A 16,055-nucleotide genomic window follows, 5' to 3' on the forward strand; every position below is an offset into this window, starting at 1 on the left:
TCCGATGGCTGACACGCTGCAGTCCACGTCCTCGCTGCGGCGGCTCGTGCCCCGCATCTTCTCGCGGGCGCCCCGCCACGCCGACCTGACGAAGCTCATCAACACGGTCAAGGCGAACCACCCCCGCGGAGACCTGGCGGTCATCGAGCACGCGTATCGCGTGGCCGACGAGAAGCACCGCGGCCAGAAGCGCCAGAGCGGCGAGCCGTACATCACGCACCCGCTCGCGGTGGCGCAGATCCTCGCGGATCTCGGCCTCGGTCCGCGCGCGATCGCGGCCGCCCTGCTCCACGACACGGTCGAGGACACCGGCTACGCGCTCGACGAGCTCCAGGCCGAGTTCGGCGACGAGGTGGGCCTGCTCGTCGACGGCGTCACCAAGCTCGACAAGGTCAAGTACGGCGAGAGCGCGCAGGCCGAGACGGTCCGCAAGATGATCGTGGCGATGTCCAAGGACATCCGCGTGCTCGTCATCAAGCTCGCCGACCGGCTGCACAACGCCCGCACGTGGGGCTTCGTGCCCCCGGAGAAGGCCAAGCGCAAGGCGACCGAGACCCTCGAGATCTACGCGCCGCTCGCGCACCGGCTGGGCATCCAGGCGATCAAGTCGGAGCTCGAGGACCTCTCCTTCGCGGTGCTGCATCCGAAGATCTACAACGAGATCGACGCCCTCGTGAAGCAGCGCACCCCGCAGCGCGAGCAGTACGTGCAGCGCGTGATCGACGACGTGGGCAGCGACCTGCAGCAGCTGCGCGTCAAGGGCGCGGTGTCGGGGCGGCCCAAGCAGCTCTACTCGGTGTACCAGAAGATGGTCGTGCGCGGCCGCGACTTCGACGACATCTACGACCTCATCGGCATCCGCGTCATCGTGCCCACGGTGCGCGACTGCTACGCCGTGCTCGGCGCGATCCACGCGCGCTGGACGCCGCTGCCGGGCCGGTTCAAGGACTACATCGCCACCCCGAAGTTCAACCTCTACCGCTCGCTGCACACCACGGTGATCGGTCCCGGCGGGCGCACGGTCGAGATCCAGATCCGCACCCAGGAGATGCATCAGCAGGCCGAGTTCGGCGTGGCGGCGCACTGGAAGTACAAGGAGCGCATGGTCGCCACGAGCGGCAAGCTCGACGAGCGCGCCTCCGGCCAGGACATGGCCTGGCTCGCGCGGATCTCCGACTGGCAGGCCGAGACGAAGGACCCGGGGGAGTTCCTCGACTCGCTCCGCTTCGAGATCGGCGCCAAGGAGGTCTACGTCTTCACGCCCAAGGGGCGCGTGATCGGCCTGCCCTCGGGCGCGACCCCCGTCGACTTCGCGTACGCGGTGCACACCGAGATCGGCCACCGCACCATGGGCGCCAAGGTGAACGGGCGCCTCGTGACGCTCGACACCGAGCTGCGCTCGGGCGACGTGGTCGAGGTGCTCACGTCGAAGAACCCCGATGCCGGGCCCAGCCAGGACTGGATGGCGTTCGTGCGCAGCACCCGCGCGCGCAACAAGATCCGCGGCTGGTTCACCAAGGAGCGGCGCGAGGAGGCGATCGAGCAGGGCAAGGAGTCGATCCTGCGCGCGATGCGTCGGCACCACCTGCCGATCCAGCGGCTCAAGGACTCCCTGGGGGATGCGGCGCACGAGCTGCACTACGACGACGTCTCGGCCCTGTACGCCGCCGTGGGCGAGGGTCACGTGTCGAGCCAGTCGGTGCTCGAGAAGGTGCAGTCGCTGCTCGAGGTCGACGAGCCGGCCAGCGGCCCGCTGGAGCTGCCGACCGCGCCGTCGCAGCGCCGCTCCCGCGGCAGCGAGTCCGGCGTGCTCGTGCGCGGTGCCGACGACATCCTCGTCAAGCTGGCCAAGTGCTGCACGCCCGTGCCGGGGGACGAGATCGTCGGCTTCGTCACGCGGGGCTCCGGCGTCTCGGTGCACCGCGCCGACTGCACCAACGTGAAGTCGCTCAAGGACGACCCGGCGCGTCTCATCGACGTGTCGTGGGGCACCACGACCAAGAGCGTGTACCTCGTGCAGATCCAGGTCGAGGCGCTCGATCGGTCGGGCCTGCTCTCCGACATCACGCGGGCGCTCAGCGAGCACCACGTCAACATCCTGTCGGCGAACGTGTCGACGACGAAGGAGCGCCTGGCGATCAGCCGGTACGTCTTCGAGATGGGCGACTCGGTGCATCTGGACCGCGTGCTGAGCGCCGTGCGCCGGATCGACGGCGTCTACGACGTGTACCGCGTCACCTCCTCCTGAAGCCGTCGCACGAGCTCGGCGCGGTGCGGGATGCGCGGCCGGGTGGCGGCGAGCCGCAGCGCGGCCGCTCCGACGTCGGCCTCGCGCGCGAGCGCGCCGACCGCGCGGCGGATCGTGCCCGGCGCGGAGGGTGAGGGTCGGTCGGGGCGCGCGATCGTCTCGGCCACGAGATCGACGAGCGTGCGGGCGGCCGTGCTCACCCGCACGCCGCCGCGGAGCTCCTGATCGGGCGCGGGCAGCAGCGCGTCGCGCACGTGCATCGCGTGCGTGGAGGGGCGGCGCCCGCCGAACGGCGTCGCGCGCTGGGCGTGCAGCCGGGCGGGCGGATCGTCGAGGGCGCCGTGCACCCATGCGGCGGTGAGGCAGACGGCCGCCAGCGCGTCGCCGAGGGCCGGCCGCAGCGCGGCAGCGCGCACGGCGGGCGTCTCGACCGCGTCGGCCGGCGCCCACCCGAGCCCGATGGGCACGAGGTCGCCGTCGAGCGCCGCGGCATGCAGCTCGGCGGCCGAGAGCACCCCGCCCGGTTCGTCGAAGTAGATCCGCACCCCTCGAGTGTCGCCCGGCGGAAGCGGCGGCGGGAGGGCTGTGGAAAGCCGACGGCCGGCCCCCGCGGAGGGGACCGGCCGTCGAGGGCGCGGCGGATCAGCCGATCGCGTTGAGCCAGGCGCGGCGCACGTCGAGCGCCTCCTTGGCGTCGGCGATCGCGCGCTTGTCGCCCGACGCCTCGGCCGCAGCCAGCTCGGCCTCGAGCTTGGCGATCGCGTCCTGCAGCTGCTGCGACAGGTCGTTGGCGCGTGCCTTGACCTCGGGGTTGTTCTTCTTCCAGTCGACGTCCTCGCGCGCCTTGAGCTCCTGCTCGATCTTGCGCAGGCGGTCGTCGAGGGCGCGCTCGGTCTCGCGCGGGAAGATGCGGCCGACCTCGTCCCAGCGGCGCTGGATGCTCGTGAGCAGCTTGCGGGCGGCGACCAGGTCCTTCTCGGCGGTGACGGCCTGCGCCTCGACGAGCAGCTGCTCGCGGGCCTCGATCCGCGGCTGCGACTCGGCCTGCTCGGCCTGGTCGCGCTCCTGGCGGGCGCCGTAGAGCACATCGCCGGCGGCCTTGAAACGGGTCCACAGCGCGTCGTCGACCTTGCGGCCGGCGCGTCCGGCGGCCTTCCACTCGTCGAGCAGGGCGCGGTAGGCGGGAATGCCCTCCTCGCCGCGCGCGGCGAGCGCTTCGGCGCGCTCCACGATGCGGGTCTTGCGGTCCTTGGCCTCCTTGTGCGCCTCGTCCAGCTCGGCGAAGAACGCGCGGCGGTGACGCTCGAACGTCGCGCGCGCGTCGCGGAACCGCTTCCACAGGCCCTGGGCGGTGGCCTTCGGCAGGCGAGGGCCCGTCTTCTGGTGCTCCTGCCACGCGGCGAAGAGCTCGTCCAGCTCGGCCGAGGCCTGCTTCCACTGCACCGACTTCGGGTCGCGAGCCGCGAGGGCCTCGACCTTCTCGACGATCGCGGTGCGCTCGGCGATCGCGGCCTCGGTGGCGGCCTTGTTCGCGGCGGCCTCCTCGGCGCTCGCCTCGGCGAGGGCCTCGGTCAGCGTGTCGAGGCGCGCGGCGAGGCCGACGAGGTCGCCCACCGCCGCGGCGCCGACGACCTCGGTCTTCAGCGCCGCGGCCTGCTTGCGCAGCTCGGACGCCGAGGCGCCGCCGCGGGCGTGGCGCTGCTCGAGCGTGACGACGCGGACCTCGAGGTCGTCGAACTTGCGGCCGAAGTAGGCCAGCGCCTCCTCGGGCGTGCCGTCGGGGTACTCGCCGACCACGCGCCACTCGTCGCCCTCGCGGACCGAGACGGTGCCGTCCTCCTCGATGCGGCCCCACTCGCTGTAGTCCTTCGCGGCGATCACCGGGGCCGGAGCCGCGGGAGCCTTCGGGCGCGCCAGCGCGGCGGGCGACGGCACGGGGCGCGGGACGGCCTTCGGCGTCGGCGCGGCGGCCGGCGCCTGCGCGGGGGCCTCGGGTTCTGCGGGCGCCTCGGGCGCGGCCTCGGGCTCTGCCTCAGCGGTCGGCGTGGCCTCGGGCGCTGCCGGGGCGGCCTCGGCCACCGGCTCGGCGGCCTCCGTCACCGGCTCGGCGGCCTCGGGCTCGGACGGGGCCTCGGGCTCCGGGTTCGTCGCGGCCGCGTCGTCCGCGGTGGGCTCGTCGGCGGCGACGGCGGCGGACGCGGTGGGGGTGTCGGCGAGCTCGGCGACGTCGCTCGGAACGGACTCGGGGGTGTGATCAGACGTGGTCACGGGGAACTCCTTGGCGGCTGGCCGCTACGGATCGGGAGGGACGTCGCCCAGCCTACGGGATCGCGGCCACGCCGAGGAGGGGTGCCGGGTCAGGGGACCGGGGTGACCGTGGGCGGCGTCGGCACGACGCTGGGAGCCTCGCTCGGCGTGACGGTGCTGCTCGGCTCGGGGGTCGCGACGCCGGGGCCCGATGTGTAGAAGAGCGCCTGCGCGCCGACCGCAGCGAGGATCACGACGCCCGCCGCGATCGAGACGATGACGTTGTCGCGCCGCCGACGGGCGATCTGCGTGTCGTGCAGCGCCTTGCGCGCCGCGTAGGCCCTGGCGCGCTCCCGCGCCGCACGGTCGTCGTTCTTCGTCCTGCCTGCCACGGGCACGAGCCTACGCGAGCGCGCCCGCGGCGCCGGCGCCGCGCGCTCGCGGGGCCGCCGTGTCGGGGCTCGCGCGTAGGCTGAAGGGGTGAATCGTGCCGCGCTGTTCCAGGGCCAGACGCCGCTGGCCGTGCGGATGCGGCCGACCTCGCTCGACGAGGTGGCCGGGCAGGCGCACCTGCTGGGGCGCGGCTCGCCCCTGGTGGCGCTGGCGGATCCGGACGCGAAGAAGCCGGGAACGGTGTCGGTGATCCTGTGGGGCCCGCCCGGCACCGGCAAGACCACCCTCGCCCAGGCGATCGCCCGCTCGTCGGGCCGGCGGTTCGTCGAGCTCTCGGCGATCACCGCCGGCGTCAAGGACGTGCGCGAGGTCATGCAGGAGGCCCTGAACCAGCGCGACCTCTACGGCCAGTCCACGATCCTCTTCCTCGACGAGATCCACCGCTTCACCAAGGCGCAGCAGGACGCTCTGCTGCCGGGCGTGGAGAACGGCTGGGTGATCCTCATCGCGGCGACGACCGAGAATCCGTCGTTCTCGGTGATCTCGCCCCTGCTGAGCCGATCGCTGCTGCTCACCCTGCAGCCGCTGACCGACGAGGACCTCGGCACGCTCATCGACCGCGCGGTGGCCGACGCGCGCGGGCTGGACGGCGCCGTCACGCTCGACGCCGAGGCGCGTCGCGCACTCATCCAGCTGGCATCGGGCGACGCGCGCCGCGCCCTGACCGCGCTCGAGGCGGCGGCCGGCGTGGCGGCGTCGGAGGCCGAGAGCGACGAGGCGCCGGCGCAGGTGACCGCCGATCACGTCGCGCAGGCCGTGGACCGCGCGCTGCTGCGTTACGACCGGCAGGGCGACGAGCACTACGACGTCATCAGCGCCTTCATCAAGTCGATCCGCGGCTCCGACCCCGACGCCGCCGTGCACTACCTCGCGCGCATGATCGAGGCGGGGGAGGACCCGCGCTTCATCGCCCGGCGCCTCGTGGTGCACGCGGCCGAGGACATCGGGCTCGCCGATCCGCGCGCGCTGCAGATCGCCGTCGCCGCCGCGGACGCCGTGGCGTTCATCGGCATGCCGGAGGGGCGGATCCCGCTGGCCGAGGCGACGCTGTACCTTGCGACCGCGCCGAAGTCGCCCGCGACGATCAACGCCATCGACGCCGCCCTCGCCGACGTGCGTGCGGGGCGCATGGGCCCGGTGCCCAAGCACCTGCGCGACGCGCACTACGCGGGCGCCAAGCGCCTTGGCCACGGCAAGGGCTACCGCTACCCGCACGACAGCGAGATCGGCGTCGTGGCGCAGCAGTACCTGCCCGACGCGCTCGCGGGGCGGCGTTATTACGAGCCGCGCCCGCTCGGCGGCGAGCGCGAGATCGGCGAGCGCCTCGAGAAGCTGCGCCGCATCATCGACGGCTGACCGGATCAGGGCACTCCGGGTCTTCCCGGATATTTCTGGGTTCTGTCCCTGAATCGATTGCCGCCGGGCGGCGCGGTCGGCCAGGATGAGAATCCCCCCACCCCCTGAAGGGACGACGCCGATGCTGGTGTTCCGACGCGTGATCCTGCCCATCGCCTGGCTGCTCGTCTTCGCTGTGATCGGCGTCGCGCTCATCAAGCTGGCGTTCTTCCCCGCAAGCGAGGAGACGGCCGAGCTCGGCAGCGGCGAGGTGCCGACCGGCGAGATCACCGACCCGCAGATCTCCGCCTGGCGCGACACGATCCGCAACGACCTCGAGCTCGCCGCGACGGTGCAGAACGACCCTGCCGTCGACGTGACCGTGAACAAGCCCGGCAACGTCATCGACGTGTTCTCCGCCGTCGGCGACACCGTGGCGGCCGGCGACGTGATCGCGAGCGTGCGCGAGGACATCCCCACCGACGACGGCGGCACGTACCCGGTGTGGAGCGAGGTGGTCGCGCCCGCGAGCGGCACGATCTCCGCGTCCACGCTCGTCAGCGGCGCCGCCGTGGCGCCCGGCGACAAGGTCGGCGCGATCGCGCCCTCCACGTTCCGCGTGCAGGGCACGATCGCCCCGGCCGATCGCTACCGGCTCACGACCGAGCCCACCGAGGCGTCGATCCAGATCACCAACGGCCCGGCGCCCTTCACCTGCACGGGCCTCGTGCTCGAGACGCCGCTGCCCGGCAGCGACGACGGCGAGACGGGCGCGACCGGCGAGGTCACGACGACCGTGCGCTGCCCCGTCCCGCCCGACGTGCGGGTCTTCCCGGGCCTGGCGGCGACCATGACGATCGCGGGCGGCCTCGCGGAGGACGTGCTCGTGCTGCCCATCACCGCGGTGCTGGGATCGTCCGGCGAGGGCACGGTCTTCGTCCCCGGGCCCGACGGGCTTCCCGAGGAGCGGGCCGTGACGCTCGGCCTGGCCGACGCCGAGAAGATCGAGATCGTCGACGGGCTCGAAGAGGGCGAGATGGTCTACGAGTACGTGCCCACGTCGGTGGTGGCCGGCGGCGAGACGGGTCTCTGAGCGGTGGTCTTCCTGCACGCGCGGGGCATCACCCGCACGGTGGAGCTGCCCGACGCCGAGCCGCTGCACATCCTCCGAGGTGTGGACCTCGACGTCGAGGTCGGCGACCACGTGAGCATCATGGGGCGCTCGGGCTCGGGCAAGTCGACGCTGCTGAACATCCTCGGGCTGCTCGATGCCCCGACCTCGGGCACGCTCGAGTTCGACGGGGTGCCGCTGGACCGCATGACCGCCGGGCGCCGCGACCGCACGCGGGGGCGCAACGTCGGCTTCGTGTTCCAGCAGTTCAACCTGCTGCCCCGGCGCACGGCGCTGGAGAACGTCGAGATGCCGTTGCTCTACGACGGCGGCAGGGGGTTCTGGCGGCGGCGCCGACTGGCGGCCGAGATGCTCGAGCGCGTCGGGCTCGGCGAGCGCATGGCGCAGATGCCGGAGCGGCTCTCGGGCGGTGAGCAGCAGCGCGTGGCCATCGCGCGCGCCCTCGTGCGATCGCCGCGCCTCATCCTGGCCGACGAACCGACCGGCGCGCTCGACGTGGAGACCGGCGCGACGATCATGACGCTGCTGGATCAGATCGCCACGCAGGCCGGAGCGGCCCTCATCACGATCACCCACGACCCGCATGTGGCCGCACGCGCCCAGCGGGTGTTCCGCCTCAGCGACGGCGTGCTGCACGCCGAGGAGCCGATCCTGGAGCCGGCCGCATGAGCTGGCTCACGAGCGCGGTCTCGTCGTTCGCGGAGGCGTGGCAGGAGCTGCGCGTGCACCGCATGCGCATCATCCTCAGCCTCTTCGTCGTGGCGATCTCGGTGGCGGCGTTCACCGCGGTGGTCGCGCTGGGGCAGATGCTCAACCAGGGCTTCCAGGAGTCGATGGAGCGCGGCTCCGGGCGCCCGGCGCTCGTCAGCTTCAGCGCCTACAACGCGGAGTCGGGGGAGAACCCCTCGCCCGACACGATGCAGCGCGCGTTCGCGGCCACGCTCGAGCGGCACGCCGTCGACTGGTCGGCGCGCGTGTCGTGGCTCGACGTCGCGCCCCCGCCCGACGGGTGGTCGGACGTGCGGGCCGTCGACGCCGACTACGGCGTGATCCACCGCGTGCCGATGCTCGAGGGCACCTGGTTCTCGCCGCTGGACGAGGAGCGCCTCACGCCCGTGGCGATCGTCAACGAGAGCTGGTGGCAGAGCCTGGGCGCGCCGGCGCTGACCACGGCGCCGACGGTGTCGATGGCGCTGAACTCCTGGGACCCGAACACGGGTGAGCCGATCCCGGGGGCCACGCTCGACGCCGTGATCATCGGCGTCACCCCGGATCAGGGCGGGACCGGCGGGGTGCCGACACAGACGGGATACGTCCTCTACAAGGACGCCCTGGCCGTGATGCCCGACACCGTGGGCCCCAGCACGCAGTACGAGGCGTGGATCCCGCCCGAGACGGCCGAGGAGCTCATGGAGTCGATGCGGCTCTCGTTCGCCGCGAACCTCGGCGACGGGTTCCAGGTCGACGCGTACCGCATGGACTACGAGGCCATGATGGAGGGCTCGTTCAACCCGTTCGACCCCATGCTCATCGTGCTCGGCGGCATCTCGATGCTCGTGCTCGCCCTCGGCGCCCTGAGCCTGCTCAACATCACGCTCGTGACCACCAGGTTCCGCATCCGCGAGATCGGCGTGCGCCGCTCCTTCGGCGCGACGGGCGTGAGGGTGTTCTTCTCGGTGATGCTGGAGAGCGTCGTCGGGACCGTCTTCGCCGGTGTCGCGGGCATCGTCATCGCGATCCTGGCGCTGCGGATTCCGGCGCTGCAGGACAGCCTCTTCCAGGGCATCCAGGACGTGCCGCCCTTCCCGATGAGCGCGGCCCTCACGGGCCTGCTGGTGTCGGCCGCGGTGGGCGCACTCGCCGGACTCCTGCCCGCGCTCATCGCGATGCGCGTCAAGCCGATCGACGCCATCCGGTTCTGAGCGCGAGACCCGAAGCGGACCGCGGTCCGGACCTGGTAGACTGGATCGGCTCGAAATCCGAGCACAACCCTCTTCGCAAGTCCTCGGCGGCAGTTCGGCGTACGCCGCCATTGCGGGAGAAGAGGGCTGTACGCCCGTCGGTCCGCGAGAGTCGCGGCCACGTGAAAGGGAGTCATGACCACCAAGTCCCAGGACCGCCGCAAGGTCCGCCTGTCGCGCGCGCTCGGCATCGCGCTCACGCCGAAGGCCGCTCGCTACCTCGAGAAGCGTCCCTACGGCCCCGGCCCGCACGGCCGCACCAAGCGCAAGGCCGACAGCGACTACGCCGTCCGTCTGCGTGAGAAGCAGCGTCTGCGCGAGCAGTACGGCATCCGCGAGAAGCAGCTGCGCATCGCGTTCAACGAGGCCCGTCGCACCGACGGCCTGACGGGTGAGAACCTCGTCGAGCTGCTCGAGATGCGTCTCGACGCCCTCGTGCTGCGCTCGGGCTTCGCCCGCACGACCGCGCAGGCCCGCCAGTTCGTGGTGCACCGTCACATCATGGTCGACGGCAAGATCGTCGACCGCCCGTCGTTCCGCGTGAAGCCCGGCCAGACGATCCACGTCAAGGAGCGCTCGGAGGGCACCGAGCCCTTCCAGGTCGCCGCCGCCGGTGGCCACGCCGAGGTCCTGCCCCCGGTTCCGGGCTACCTCGAGGTGGAGCTCGACAAGCTGCAGGCCAAGCTCGTGCGTCGCCCCAAGCGCGCCGAGGTGCCCGTCACCTGTGACGTGCAGCTCGTCGTCGAGTACTACGCGGCTCGCTAAGAGGCGCGGCTCGCTGATTCAGCGTCTGCATCGAAGGGCGCCGGAGAGATCCGGCGCCCTTCGTGTCTATACGATGGATGACACAACCAGGAGGATGGGTGACATGAAGAACGTGCTGTGGTTCCTGCTCGGCATCATCGGCGGCTTCGTCGCCGCCCACCTCATGAACAAGGACCCGCGCGGGCACGAGCTGCTCGGCGAGATCGACGCGCGTATCTCCGAGTTCACCGACCGCCTCGCCGACGCGTACCGCGAGGAAGAGGCACGGCTCGGCACCGACAAGGCCGAGTAACCCCCTCCCGCACCCCCGGCCGCCGTGCTCCGGCGGCGGGACCCGTACGCCTCCGCACGCACCAGCAAGGACGAAGCACCCCCACATGAAGACCGCGGACATCGCGAAGCGCTACCTCGACTACTTCGAGAAGAACGGCCACACCATCGTCCCGTCCGCATCGCTCGTGAGCGATGACCCGTCGATCATGTTCACGATCGCGGGCATGGTGCCGTTCATCCCGTACCTCACGGGAGTGGTGCCCGCGCCGTATCCGTCGGCCGCCGATCTTCAGAAGTGCATCCGGACGAACGACATCGAGGAGGTCGGCAAGACCGCCCGCCACGGCACGTTCTTCCAGATGATGGGCAACTGGTCGTTCGGCGACTACTTCAAGGAAGGCGCGATCGGCTACGCGTGGGAGCTGCTGACCACGAGCGAGGCCGACGGTGGCCTCGGCTTCGACGAGAAGGATCTCTGGGTCACCGTCTACGAGGACGACGACGAAGCCGAGCACCTGTGGCAGAAGGTCGCGGGCCTGCCCAAGAGCCGCATCCAGCGCCTCGGTCGCGAGGACAACTACTGGACCACCGGCCAGCCCGGCCCGGCCGGCCCTTGCTCGGAGATCTACGTCGACCGCGGCCCCCGCTACGGCCGGGACGGCGGCCCCGCCGCCGACGACAACCGGTTCCTCGAGATCTGGAATCTCGTGTTCATGCAGTACGCGATCGACAACGTGCGCTCGAAGACCGAGTTCGACGTGGTCGGCGACCTGCCCAAGAAGAACATCGACACCGGCATGGGCCTCGAGCGCGTCGCGTTCATCAAGCAGGGCGTCGAGAACATGTACGAGACCGACCAGGTGCGTCCCGTGCTCGACCGCGCCAGCGAGATCAGCGGCAAGAAGTACGGCGCCGACGCCGGCGACGACGTGCGCTTCCGCGTGATCGCCGACCACGTGCGCTCGTCCCTCATGCTGCTCAGCGACGGCGTGACGCCGTCGAACGAGGGCCGCGGCTACATCCTGCGCCGCCTCATGCGCCGCACCGTCCGGTCGATGCGCCTGCTCGGCGTCGAGGAGGCCACGTTCCCCGAGCTGTTCGCCACGTCGCGCGACGCGATGAAGGCCGGCTACCCCGAGCTCGAGACCGACTGGGACCGCATCTCGGCGTACGCGATCGCCGAGGAGGAGACCTTCCTGCGCACGCTCTCGAGCGGCTCGACGATCCTCGACACTGCCGTGAGCAAGGCGAAGGACGCCCGCAAGACAACGCTGGCGGGCGACCAGGCGTTCCTGCTGCACGACACCTACGGCTTCCCGATCGACCTCACCATGGAGATCGCCGAGGAGGCCGGCCTCGGCGTGGACCGCGAGGCGTTCGACGGCCTCATGCGCGAGCAGAAGCAGCGCGCCAAGGAGGACGCCAAGGCGCGAAAGCGCGCGATCGCCGACGTGGGCGTCTACCGCGAGTTCCGCGCGAAGGGCGAGACGCTCTTCACCGGCTACAGCGATCTCGAGACCGAGTCGAGCGTGCTCGGCGTCATCGTGAACGGCGCCCCCGTGCAGAAGGCCGTGCAGGGCGAGATCGCCGAGGTGATCCTCGCCGAGACCGCGCTCTACGCGGAGTCGGGTGGTCAGGTCGCCGACAAGGGCACGATCGTCGGCCCCGGCTACGAGCTCGAGGTGCTCGACGTGCAGCGCCCGGTGCCCGGCCTCATCAGCCACACCGTCGAGGTGACCCGTGGCGAGGTCGGCGTGGGCGTGGCGGCCACCACCGTCGTCGACGCCGTCAACCGCCGCGCCGCCCAGCAGGCGCACTCGGCGACGCACCTCGTGCACGCCGCGCTGCGCGACACGCTCGGCAAGGGCGCGACGCAGGCGGGCTCGCTCAACCGCGCCGGCTACCTGCGCTTCGATTTCTCGTGGGGCCAGGCGCTCTCGGACGCCACCAAGAGCGAGATCGAGGAGATCGCCAACAACGCGGTCCGCGACAACCTCGAGGTCACCACGCAGGTGCTCTCGCTCGACGAGGCGAAGGCCGCCGGCGCGATGGCGCTGTTCGGGGAGAAGTACGGCGAGACCGTGCGCATGGTCGACATCGGCGGCCCGTGGTCGCGCGAGCTCTGCGGTGGCACGCACGTGTCCACGAGCTCCGAGATCGGCATCATCTCGCTGATCGGCGAGTCGTCGGTCGGCGCGTCGAACCGCCGCGTCGAGGCGCTCGTCGGCCAGGACGCGTTCCGCGAGCTCACCCGCGAGCGCGCGCTCGTGGCCGAGCTCACCGGGGCGCTGAAGACGCCGAAGGACCAGCTGGCCGCGCGGATCGCCGAGCTCACGGCCAACCTCAAGGCCGCCGAGAAGCGCATCGCCCAGTTCGAGGCGCAGGTGCTGCAGCAGCGGGTGCCCGAGCTCGTCGCGACGGCCGCCCGCGCCGGTCGGGTCACGCTCGTGGCCGCGGGCGTCGGCTCGGTCGGCTCGGCCGATGACGTGCGCAGCCTCGTCATGCAGGTGCGCGAGCGGCTCGGCAGCGAGCCCGCCGTCGTGGCCCTCGCGGGCGAGGCGAACGGCCGCCCGGTCGTGGTCATCGCCACCAACGAGGCGGCGCGCGGGGCCGGTGCGAAGGCGGGCGCCCTCGTGCGCACGGCCTCGACCGTGCTCGGCGGCGGAGGGGGCGGCAAGGACGACCTCGCGCAGGGCGGCGGTCAGGACGCCTCGGCGATCCCGGCCGCGCTCGACGCCGTCCGCACCGCGGTGGAGGCGCTCTGAGCGTGGCGGAGTTCCGCCGCGGCGTGCGCCTCGGGATCGACGTGGGGCGCGCCCGCGTCGGCGTGGCGCGGTGCGACCCTGACGGTATGCTCGCCGTCCCCGTCGAGACAGTGCCCCGCTCGGACGAGTCGATCGCGCGGATCCTCGCGATCGCGGCGGAGTACGAGCCGCTCGAGTACGTCGTGGGGCTACCGCTCAACCTGCGCGGCGAGGACACGCCGTCCACGGCCGATGCGCGCGCGTTCGCCGCAGAGCTCGCGGCCCGCGCCGGGGCGCCCGTGCGGCTGGTCGACGAGCGCCTGAGCACCGTGACGGCGCACGCGGCCCTGCGCCAGTCCGGGCGGAGCCAGAAGGGTTCTCGTAGCATGGTGGATCAGGTCGCCGCCGTGGTGCTCTTGCAGCATGCCGTCGACAGCGAGAAGCGCACCGGTAGCCCCGCCGGTGAGCTCGTACCGCTCGATCAGGAGTAGAGCCCGCATGCCCGAGACGCCCGACCCGGACGCCGCTCAGACCCCGCTGTCCCGCCGCGCCCTGCGCGCCGCCCGAGCCCGCGGGGAGGCGCCGGCGCCTCAGGCCCCGGGCGAGGAGGCCACGCCGGTCGCGGCGAGCGAGCCGACCGCCGCGCCCGAGCCCGCCTCGGAGCCGGCACCGGCCGCGCCCGAGCCGGCCGCGGCCGAGTCCGCCGCGCCCACGCCGGCGCCCGAGCCCGAGCCGGAGGCCACCGCCCCGGAGCCGGCGACTTCGGCGGAGCCCCAGGCCACGGCGCCGATCGCCGCGACCCCCGACCAGGCCGGTGCGCTGAGCTGGCTGCGCGACGCGTCGGCCGACGACGCCGAGCGCGGGGGCGACGCCCCGGAGCCGGCCACGCGCTCGACCCTCGCCGACGCCGCCGCGGGCGACGCCCCCGGGCGCGGCGAGGCCAGCGGCTCGCTCGACGACCTCTTCGGCTCCTCCGCGACGCCGCCGAAGAAGCGCCGCGGATCCGGCTGCCTCATCGCCTTCGTCATCGTGCTGGCCCTCGTGGGCGGCGTGGTGGCCGGCGGTGTGTGGGCCTGGAACACCTACGGCGAGCGGATCATGGAGCAGCTCGGCCTCGATGGCCCGTCCGACTACGAACCGGGCGAGGCTACCGGCGAGGCGCTCCTGACGATCGAGGAGGGCGACACCGGATCGTCCATCTCGCCCAAGCTGTACGAGGCGGGCGTGACGCTCGAGCCGGACTCGTTCTACGACTACCTCGTCGAGAACGCCCAGGCGCCCACGTTCTACCCCGGCACCTACCGGCTGCAGCAGAAGATGACGTCCGAGGCGGCCCTGGCCGCGCTGGAGGACCCGGCCAACAAGCTCGAGAACACGGCGCAGCTGCGCGAGGGGCTCACGGTCGAGCAGAGCCTGCCGATCCTCGCCGAGGGCATCGGCCTGCCGCTCGAGGAGTTCGAGGCGGCCGTCGCCGACCCGTCGGTGTACGGCGTGCAGGCCGACTCTCTCGAGGGGTGGCTGTTCCCGGCGACCTACACGTTCGAGCCGGACACGTCGGCGCAGGACGTCATCCGCACCCTCGTGAACCGCACGATCGAGTCCCTCGACAGCGCGGGCGTCCCCGAGGGGGACCGCCACCGGATCCTGACGATCGCCTCGATCATCCAGCGCGAGGGCCGTTTCGAGGACGACTTCTACAAGGTCTCGCGCGTGATTCAGAACCGCCTGGACCCCGCCAACCCCGAGACCTCCGGGCTGCTGCAGATGGACTCGACCGCGCAGTACGGCGTGGGCGAGATGCACGAGGGCGAGGTGTGGAGCTCCGAGGAGGCGCTCACCGACGACAACCCGTGGAACACGTACGTGCACCCCGGCCTGCCGATCGGCCCCATCGCCAACCCCGGCGATCTCGCGATCGACGCGGCGATGCACCCCGCCGACGGCCCGTGGCTGTACTTCACGGCCGTCAACCTCGATCCCGGCGAGTCGAAGTTCAGCGAGACGCTCGCCGAGCACGAGCAGGGCGTGGCCGAGCTGCGCGAGTGGTGCGCCGCGAACCCCGACTACGGATGCTGAGCGGCACGCGGCTGGAGGTCTGGGGCGACCCGATCGCGCACAGCCGGTCGCCGCAGCTGCACCGGGCGGCCTACCGCGCGCTCGGGCTCGACTGGGGCTTCGAGCGGCGCCGCGTGAGCGCCGACGCGTTCGATGCCGAGCTCGCGGCGCTCGATCCGGCGGTGCGCGGGCTCGCGGTCACGATGCCCGGCAAGGAGCGCGCGTTCGCGGCCGCCGCGTGGCGTGATCGCCGCGCCGAGCTCACGGGCGCGGTCAACACGCTGCTGCGGTCGGCCGACGGCGGCCCGCGCGGATGGAACACCGACGTGGGCGGCATCATCCTGGCGTTGCGCGAGGCGCGACTGGAGGCGGCGCGCGACGTGCGGATCCTCGGTGCCGGCTCCACGGCGGCCTCGGCGCTCGTGGCGCTCGGGGAGCTGGGCGCCGAGCGCGTCACGGTGATCGCGCGGCGCCCCGAGCGCGCTGCGGGCCTGGTGGCGCTGGGGGAGCGGATCGGCGTGCGCGTCGCCGCGGCGTCGTTCGACGATGCCGGCGGCGCGGCGGAGCTCACGATCGCCACCCTCCCCGGCGGCACGGCGCTGCCGCCCGCCCAGCTCGATCGGATCGCCGGCACCGGTGGGCCGCTGTTCGACGTGGCGTACAGCCCGTGGCCGTCCTCGCTCGCCGAGCGCTGGGAGGCCCCGGCGGTCGCCGGTCTCGGCATGCTGCTGCACCAGGCCGTGCTGCAGGTGCGCGTGTTCACCACGGGCGACGTCGACCGCCCGCTGCCGGACGAGGAGGCCGTCGTCCGGGCGATGCGCGCGGCCATGGGAGACTAGGCA

14 protein-coding genes are annotated in these 16,055 nt (G+C 72.5%); 11 read left to right on the plus strand and 3 right to left on the minus strand.

Features of this window, described 5'->3' with window-relative positions:
* The first annotated feature begins 4 nt into the window (after positions 1 to 4).
* Positions 5 to 2,248, plus strand: coding sequence for a RelA/SpoT family protein (locus E3O41_RS06390; protein ID WP_067023113.1), 2,244 nt, complete (start codon positions 5 to 7; stop codon positions 2,246 to 2,248).
* Here the strand turns inward: E3O41_RS06390 and E3O41_RS06395 are convergent.
* The 3 genes from E3O41_RS06395 to E3O41_RS06405 form a co-directional block, all read right to left on the minus strand.
* Complete coding sequence (locus E3O41_RS06395; protein WP_067023115.1) at positions 2,218 to 2,793, minus strand: hypothetical protein; 576 nt, start codon at positions 2,791 to 2,793, stop codon at positions 2,218 to 2,220. The two genes, E3O41_RS06390 and E3O41_RS06395, sit on opposite strands and share 31 nt — an antisense overlap.
* A gap of 97 nt (positions 2,794 to 2,890) precedes the next feature.
* Positions 2,891 to 4,516 carry a DUF349 domain-containing protein gene (locus E3O41_RS06400; RefSeq protein WP_083990793.1) on the minus strand — a complete coding sequence of 542 codons (1,626 nt, stop codon included), beginning with the start codon at positions 4,514 to 4,516 and terminating at the stop codon, positions 2,891 to 2,893.
* A gap of 89 nt (positions 4,517 to 4,605) precedes the next feature.
* Positions 4,606 to 4,887: a hypothetical protein gene (locus E3O41_RS06405; RefSeq protein WP_067023118.1), complete on the minus strand. Its 282-nt coding sequence runs from the start codon at positions 4,885 to 4,887 to the stop codon at positions 4,606 to 4,608.
* A 136-nt stretch (positions 4,888 to 5,023) separates the two neighbouring features.
* Here E3O41_RS06405 and E3O41_RS06410 point away from each other — a divergent pair, with 136 nt between their 5' ends.
* From E3O41_RS06410 to E3O41_RS06455, 10 genes are all read left to right on the plus strand, one after another.
* Positions 5,024 to 6,304, plus strand: coding sequence for a replication-associated recombination protein A (locus E3O41_RS06410; RefSeq protein WP_067024213.1), 1,281 nt, complete (start codon positions 5,024 to 5,026; stop codon positions 6,302 to 6,304).
* Positions 6,305 to 6,425: 121 nt separating this feature from the next.
* Positions 6,426 to 7,376, plus strand: coding sequence for an HlyD family efflux transporter periplasmic adaptor subunit (locus E3O41_RS06415; protein ID WP_067023122.1), 951 nt, complete (start codon positions 6,426 to 6,428; stop codon positions 7,374 to 7,376).
* Positions 7,377 to 7,379: 3 nt separating this feature from the next.
* Positions 7,380 to 8,084, plus strand: coding sequence for an ABC transporter ATP-binding protein (locus E3O41_RS06420; RefSeq protein WP_067023125.1), 705 nt, complete (start codon positions 7,380 to 7,382; stop codon positions 8,082 to 8,084).
* Positions 8,081 to 9,337 (plus strand): ABC transporter permease, encoded by a 1,257-nt coding sequence (locus tag E3O41_RS06425; protein WP_135012176.1) that lies wholly within the window; start codon positions 8,081 to 8,083, stop codon positions 9,335 to 9,337. Before E3O41_RS06420 ends, E3O41_RS06425 begins: the two co-directional genes overlap by 4 nt.
* Before the next feature lie 174 nt (positions 9,338 to 9,511).
* Entirely contained in the window at positions 9,512 to 10,141 is a 630-nt protein-coding gene (gene rpsD / locus E3O41_RS06430; protein WP_067023131.1) for a 30S ribosomal protein S4, read from the plus strand.
* Positions 10,142 to 10,244: 103 nt separating this feature from the next.
* The gene (locus tag E3O41_RS06435) at positions 10,245 to 10,433 is read left to right on the plus strand and encodes a hypothetical protein (RefSeq protein ID WP_067023134.1); all 189 of its coding nucleotides are present in this window, start codon (positions 10,245 to 10,247) and stop codon (positions 10,431 to 10,433) included.
* An 85-nt stretch (positions 10,434 to 10,518) separates the two neighbouring features.
* Positions 10,519 to 13,179 carry an alanine--tRNA ligase gene (gene alaS, locus E3O41_RS06440; RefSeq protein WP_067023137.1) on the plus strand — a complete coding sequence of 887 codons (2,661 nt, stop codon included), beginning with the start codon at positions 10,519 to 10,521 and terminating at the stop codon, positions 13,177 to 13,179.
* A 2-nt stretch (positions 13,180 to 13,181) separates the two neighbouring features.
* Complete coding sequence (ruvX, locus tag E3O41_RS06445) at positions 13,182 to 13,649, plus strand: Holliday junction resolvase RuvX (RefSeq protein WP_067023140.1); 468 nt, start codon at positions 13,182 to 13,184, stop codon at positions 13,647 to 13,649.
* A gap of 7 nt (positions 13,650 to 13,656) precedes the next feature.
* Positions 13,657 to 15,234 carry an endolytic transglycosylase MltG gene (gene mltG / locus E3O41_RS06450; protein ID WP_067023143.1) on the plus strand — a complete coding sequence of 526 codons (1,578 nt, stop codon included), beginning with the start codon at positions 13,657 to 13,659 and terminating at the stop codon, positions 15,232 to 15,234.
* Positions 15,228 to 16,052 (plus strand): shikimate dehydrogenase, encoded by an 825-nt coding sequence (locus E3O41_RS06455; protein ID WP_067023146.1) that lies wholly within the window; start codon positions 15,228 to 15,230, stop codon positions 16,050 to 16,052. The genes mltG and E3O41_RS06455 overlap by 7 nt, the downstream gene beginning before the upstream one ends.
* The last annotated feature ends 3 nt before the right edge of the window (positions 16,053 to 16,055 follow it).

Source organism: Microbacterium sediminis, assembly GCF_004564075.1.
Classification (GTDB): Bacteria; Actinomycetota; Actinomycetes; order Actinomycetales; family Microbacteriaceae; genus Microbacterium; species Microbacterium sediminis.

Coding starts and splice junctions, on each gene's coding strand:
- E3O41_RS06415 (WP_067023122.1), top strand. CDS start 6,426: ATGCTGGTGTTCCGACGCGTGATCCTGCCCATCGCCTGGCTGCTCGTC.
- E3O41_RS06435 (WP_067023134.1), top strand. CDS start 10,245: ATGAAGAACGTGCTGTGGTTCCTGCTCGGCATCATCGGCGGCTTCGTC.
- E3O41_RS06425 (WP_135012176.1), top strand. CDS start 8,081: ATGAGCTGGCTCACGAGCGCGGTCTCGTCGTTCGCGGAGGCGTGGCAG.
- E3O41_RS06410 (WP_067024213.1), top strand. CDS start 5,024: ATGCGGCCGACCTCGCTCGACGAGGTGGCCGGGCAGGCGCACCTGCTG.
- mltG (WP_067023143.1), top strand. CDS start 13,657: ATGCCCGAGACGCCCGACCCGGACGCCGCTCAGACCCCGCTGTCCCGC.
- alaS (WP_067023137.1), top strand. CDS start 10,519: ATGAAGACCGCGGACATCGCGAAGCGCTACCTCGACTACTTCGAGAAG.
- rpsD (WP_067023131.1), top strand. CDS start 9,512: ATGACCACCAAGTCCCAGGACCGCCGCAAGGTCCGCCTGTCGCGCGCG.
- E3O41_RS06455 (WP_067023146.1), top strand. CDS start 15,228: ATGCTGAGCGGCACGCGGCTGGAGGTCTGGGGCGACCCGATCGCGCAC.
- E3O41_RS06390 (WP_067023113.1), top strand. CDS start 5: ATGGCTGACACGCTGCAGTCCACGTCCTCGCTGCGGCGGCTCGTGCCC.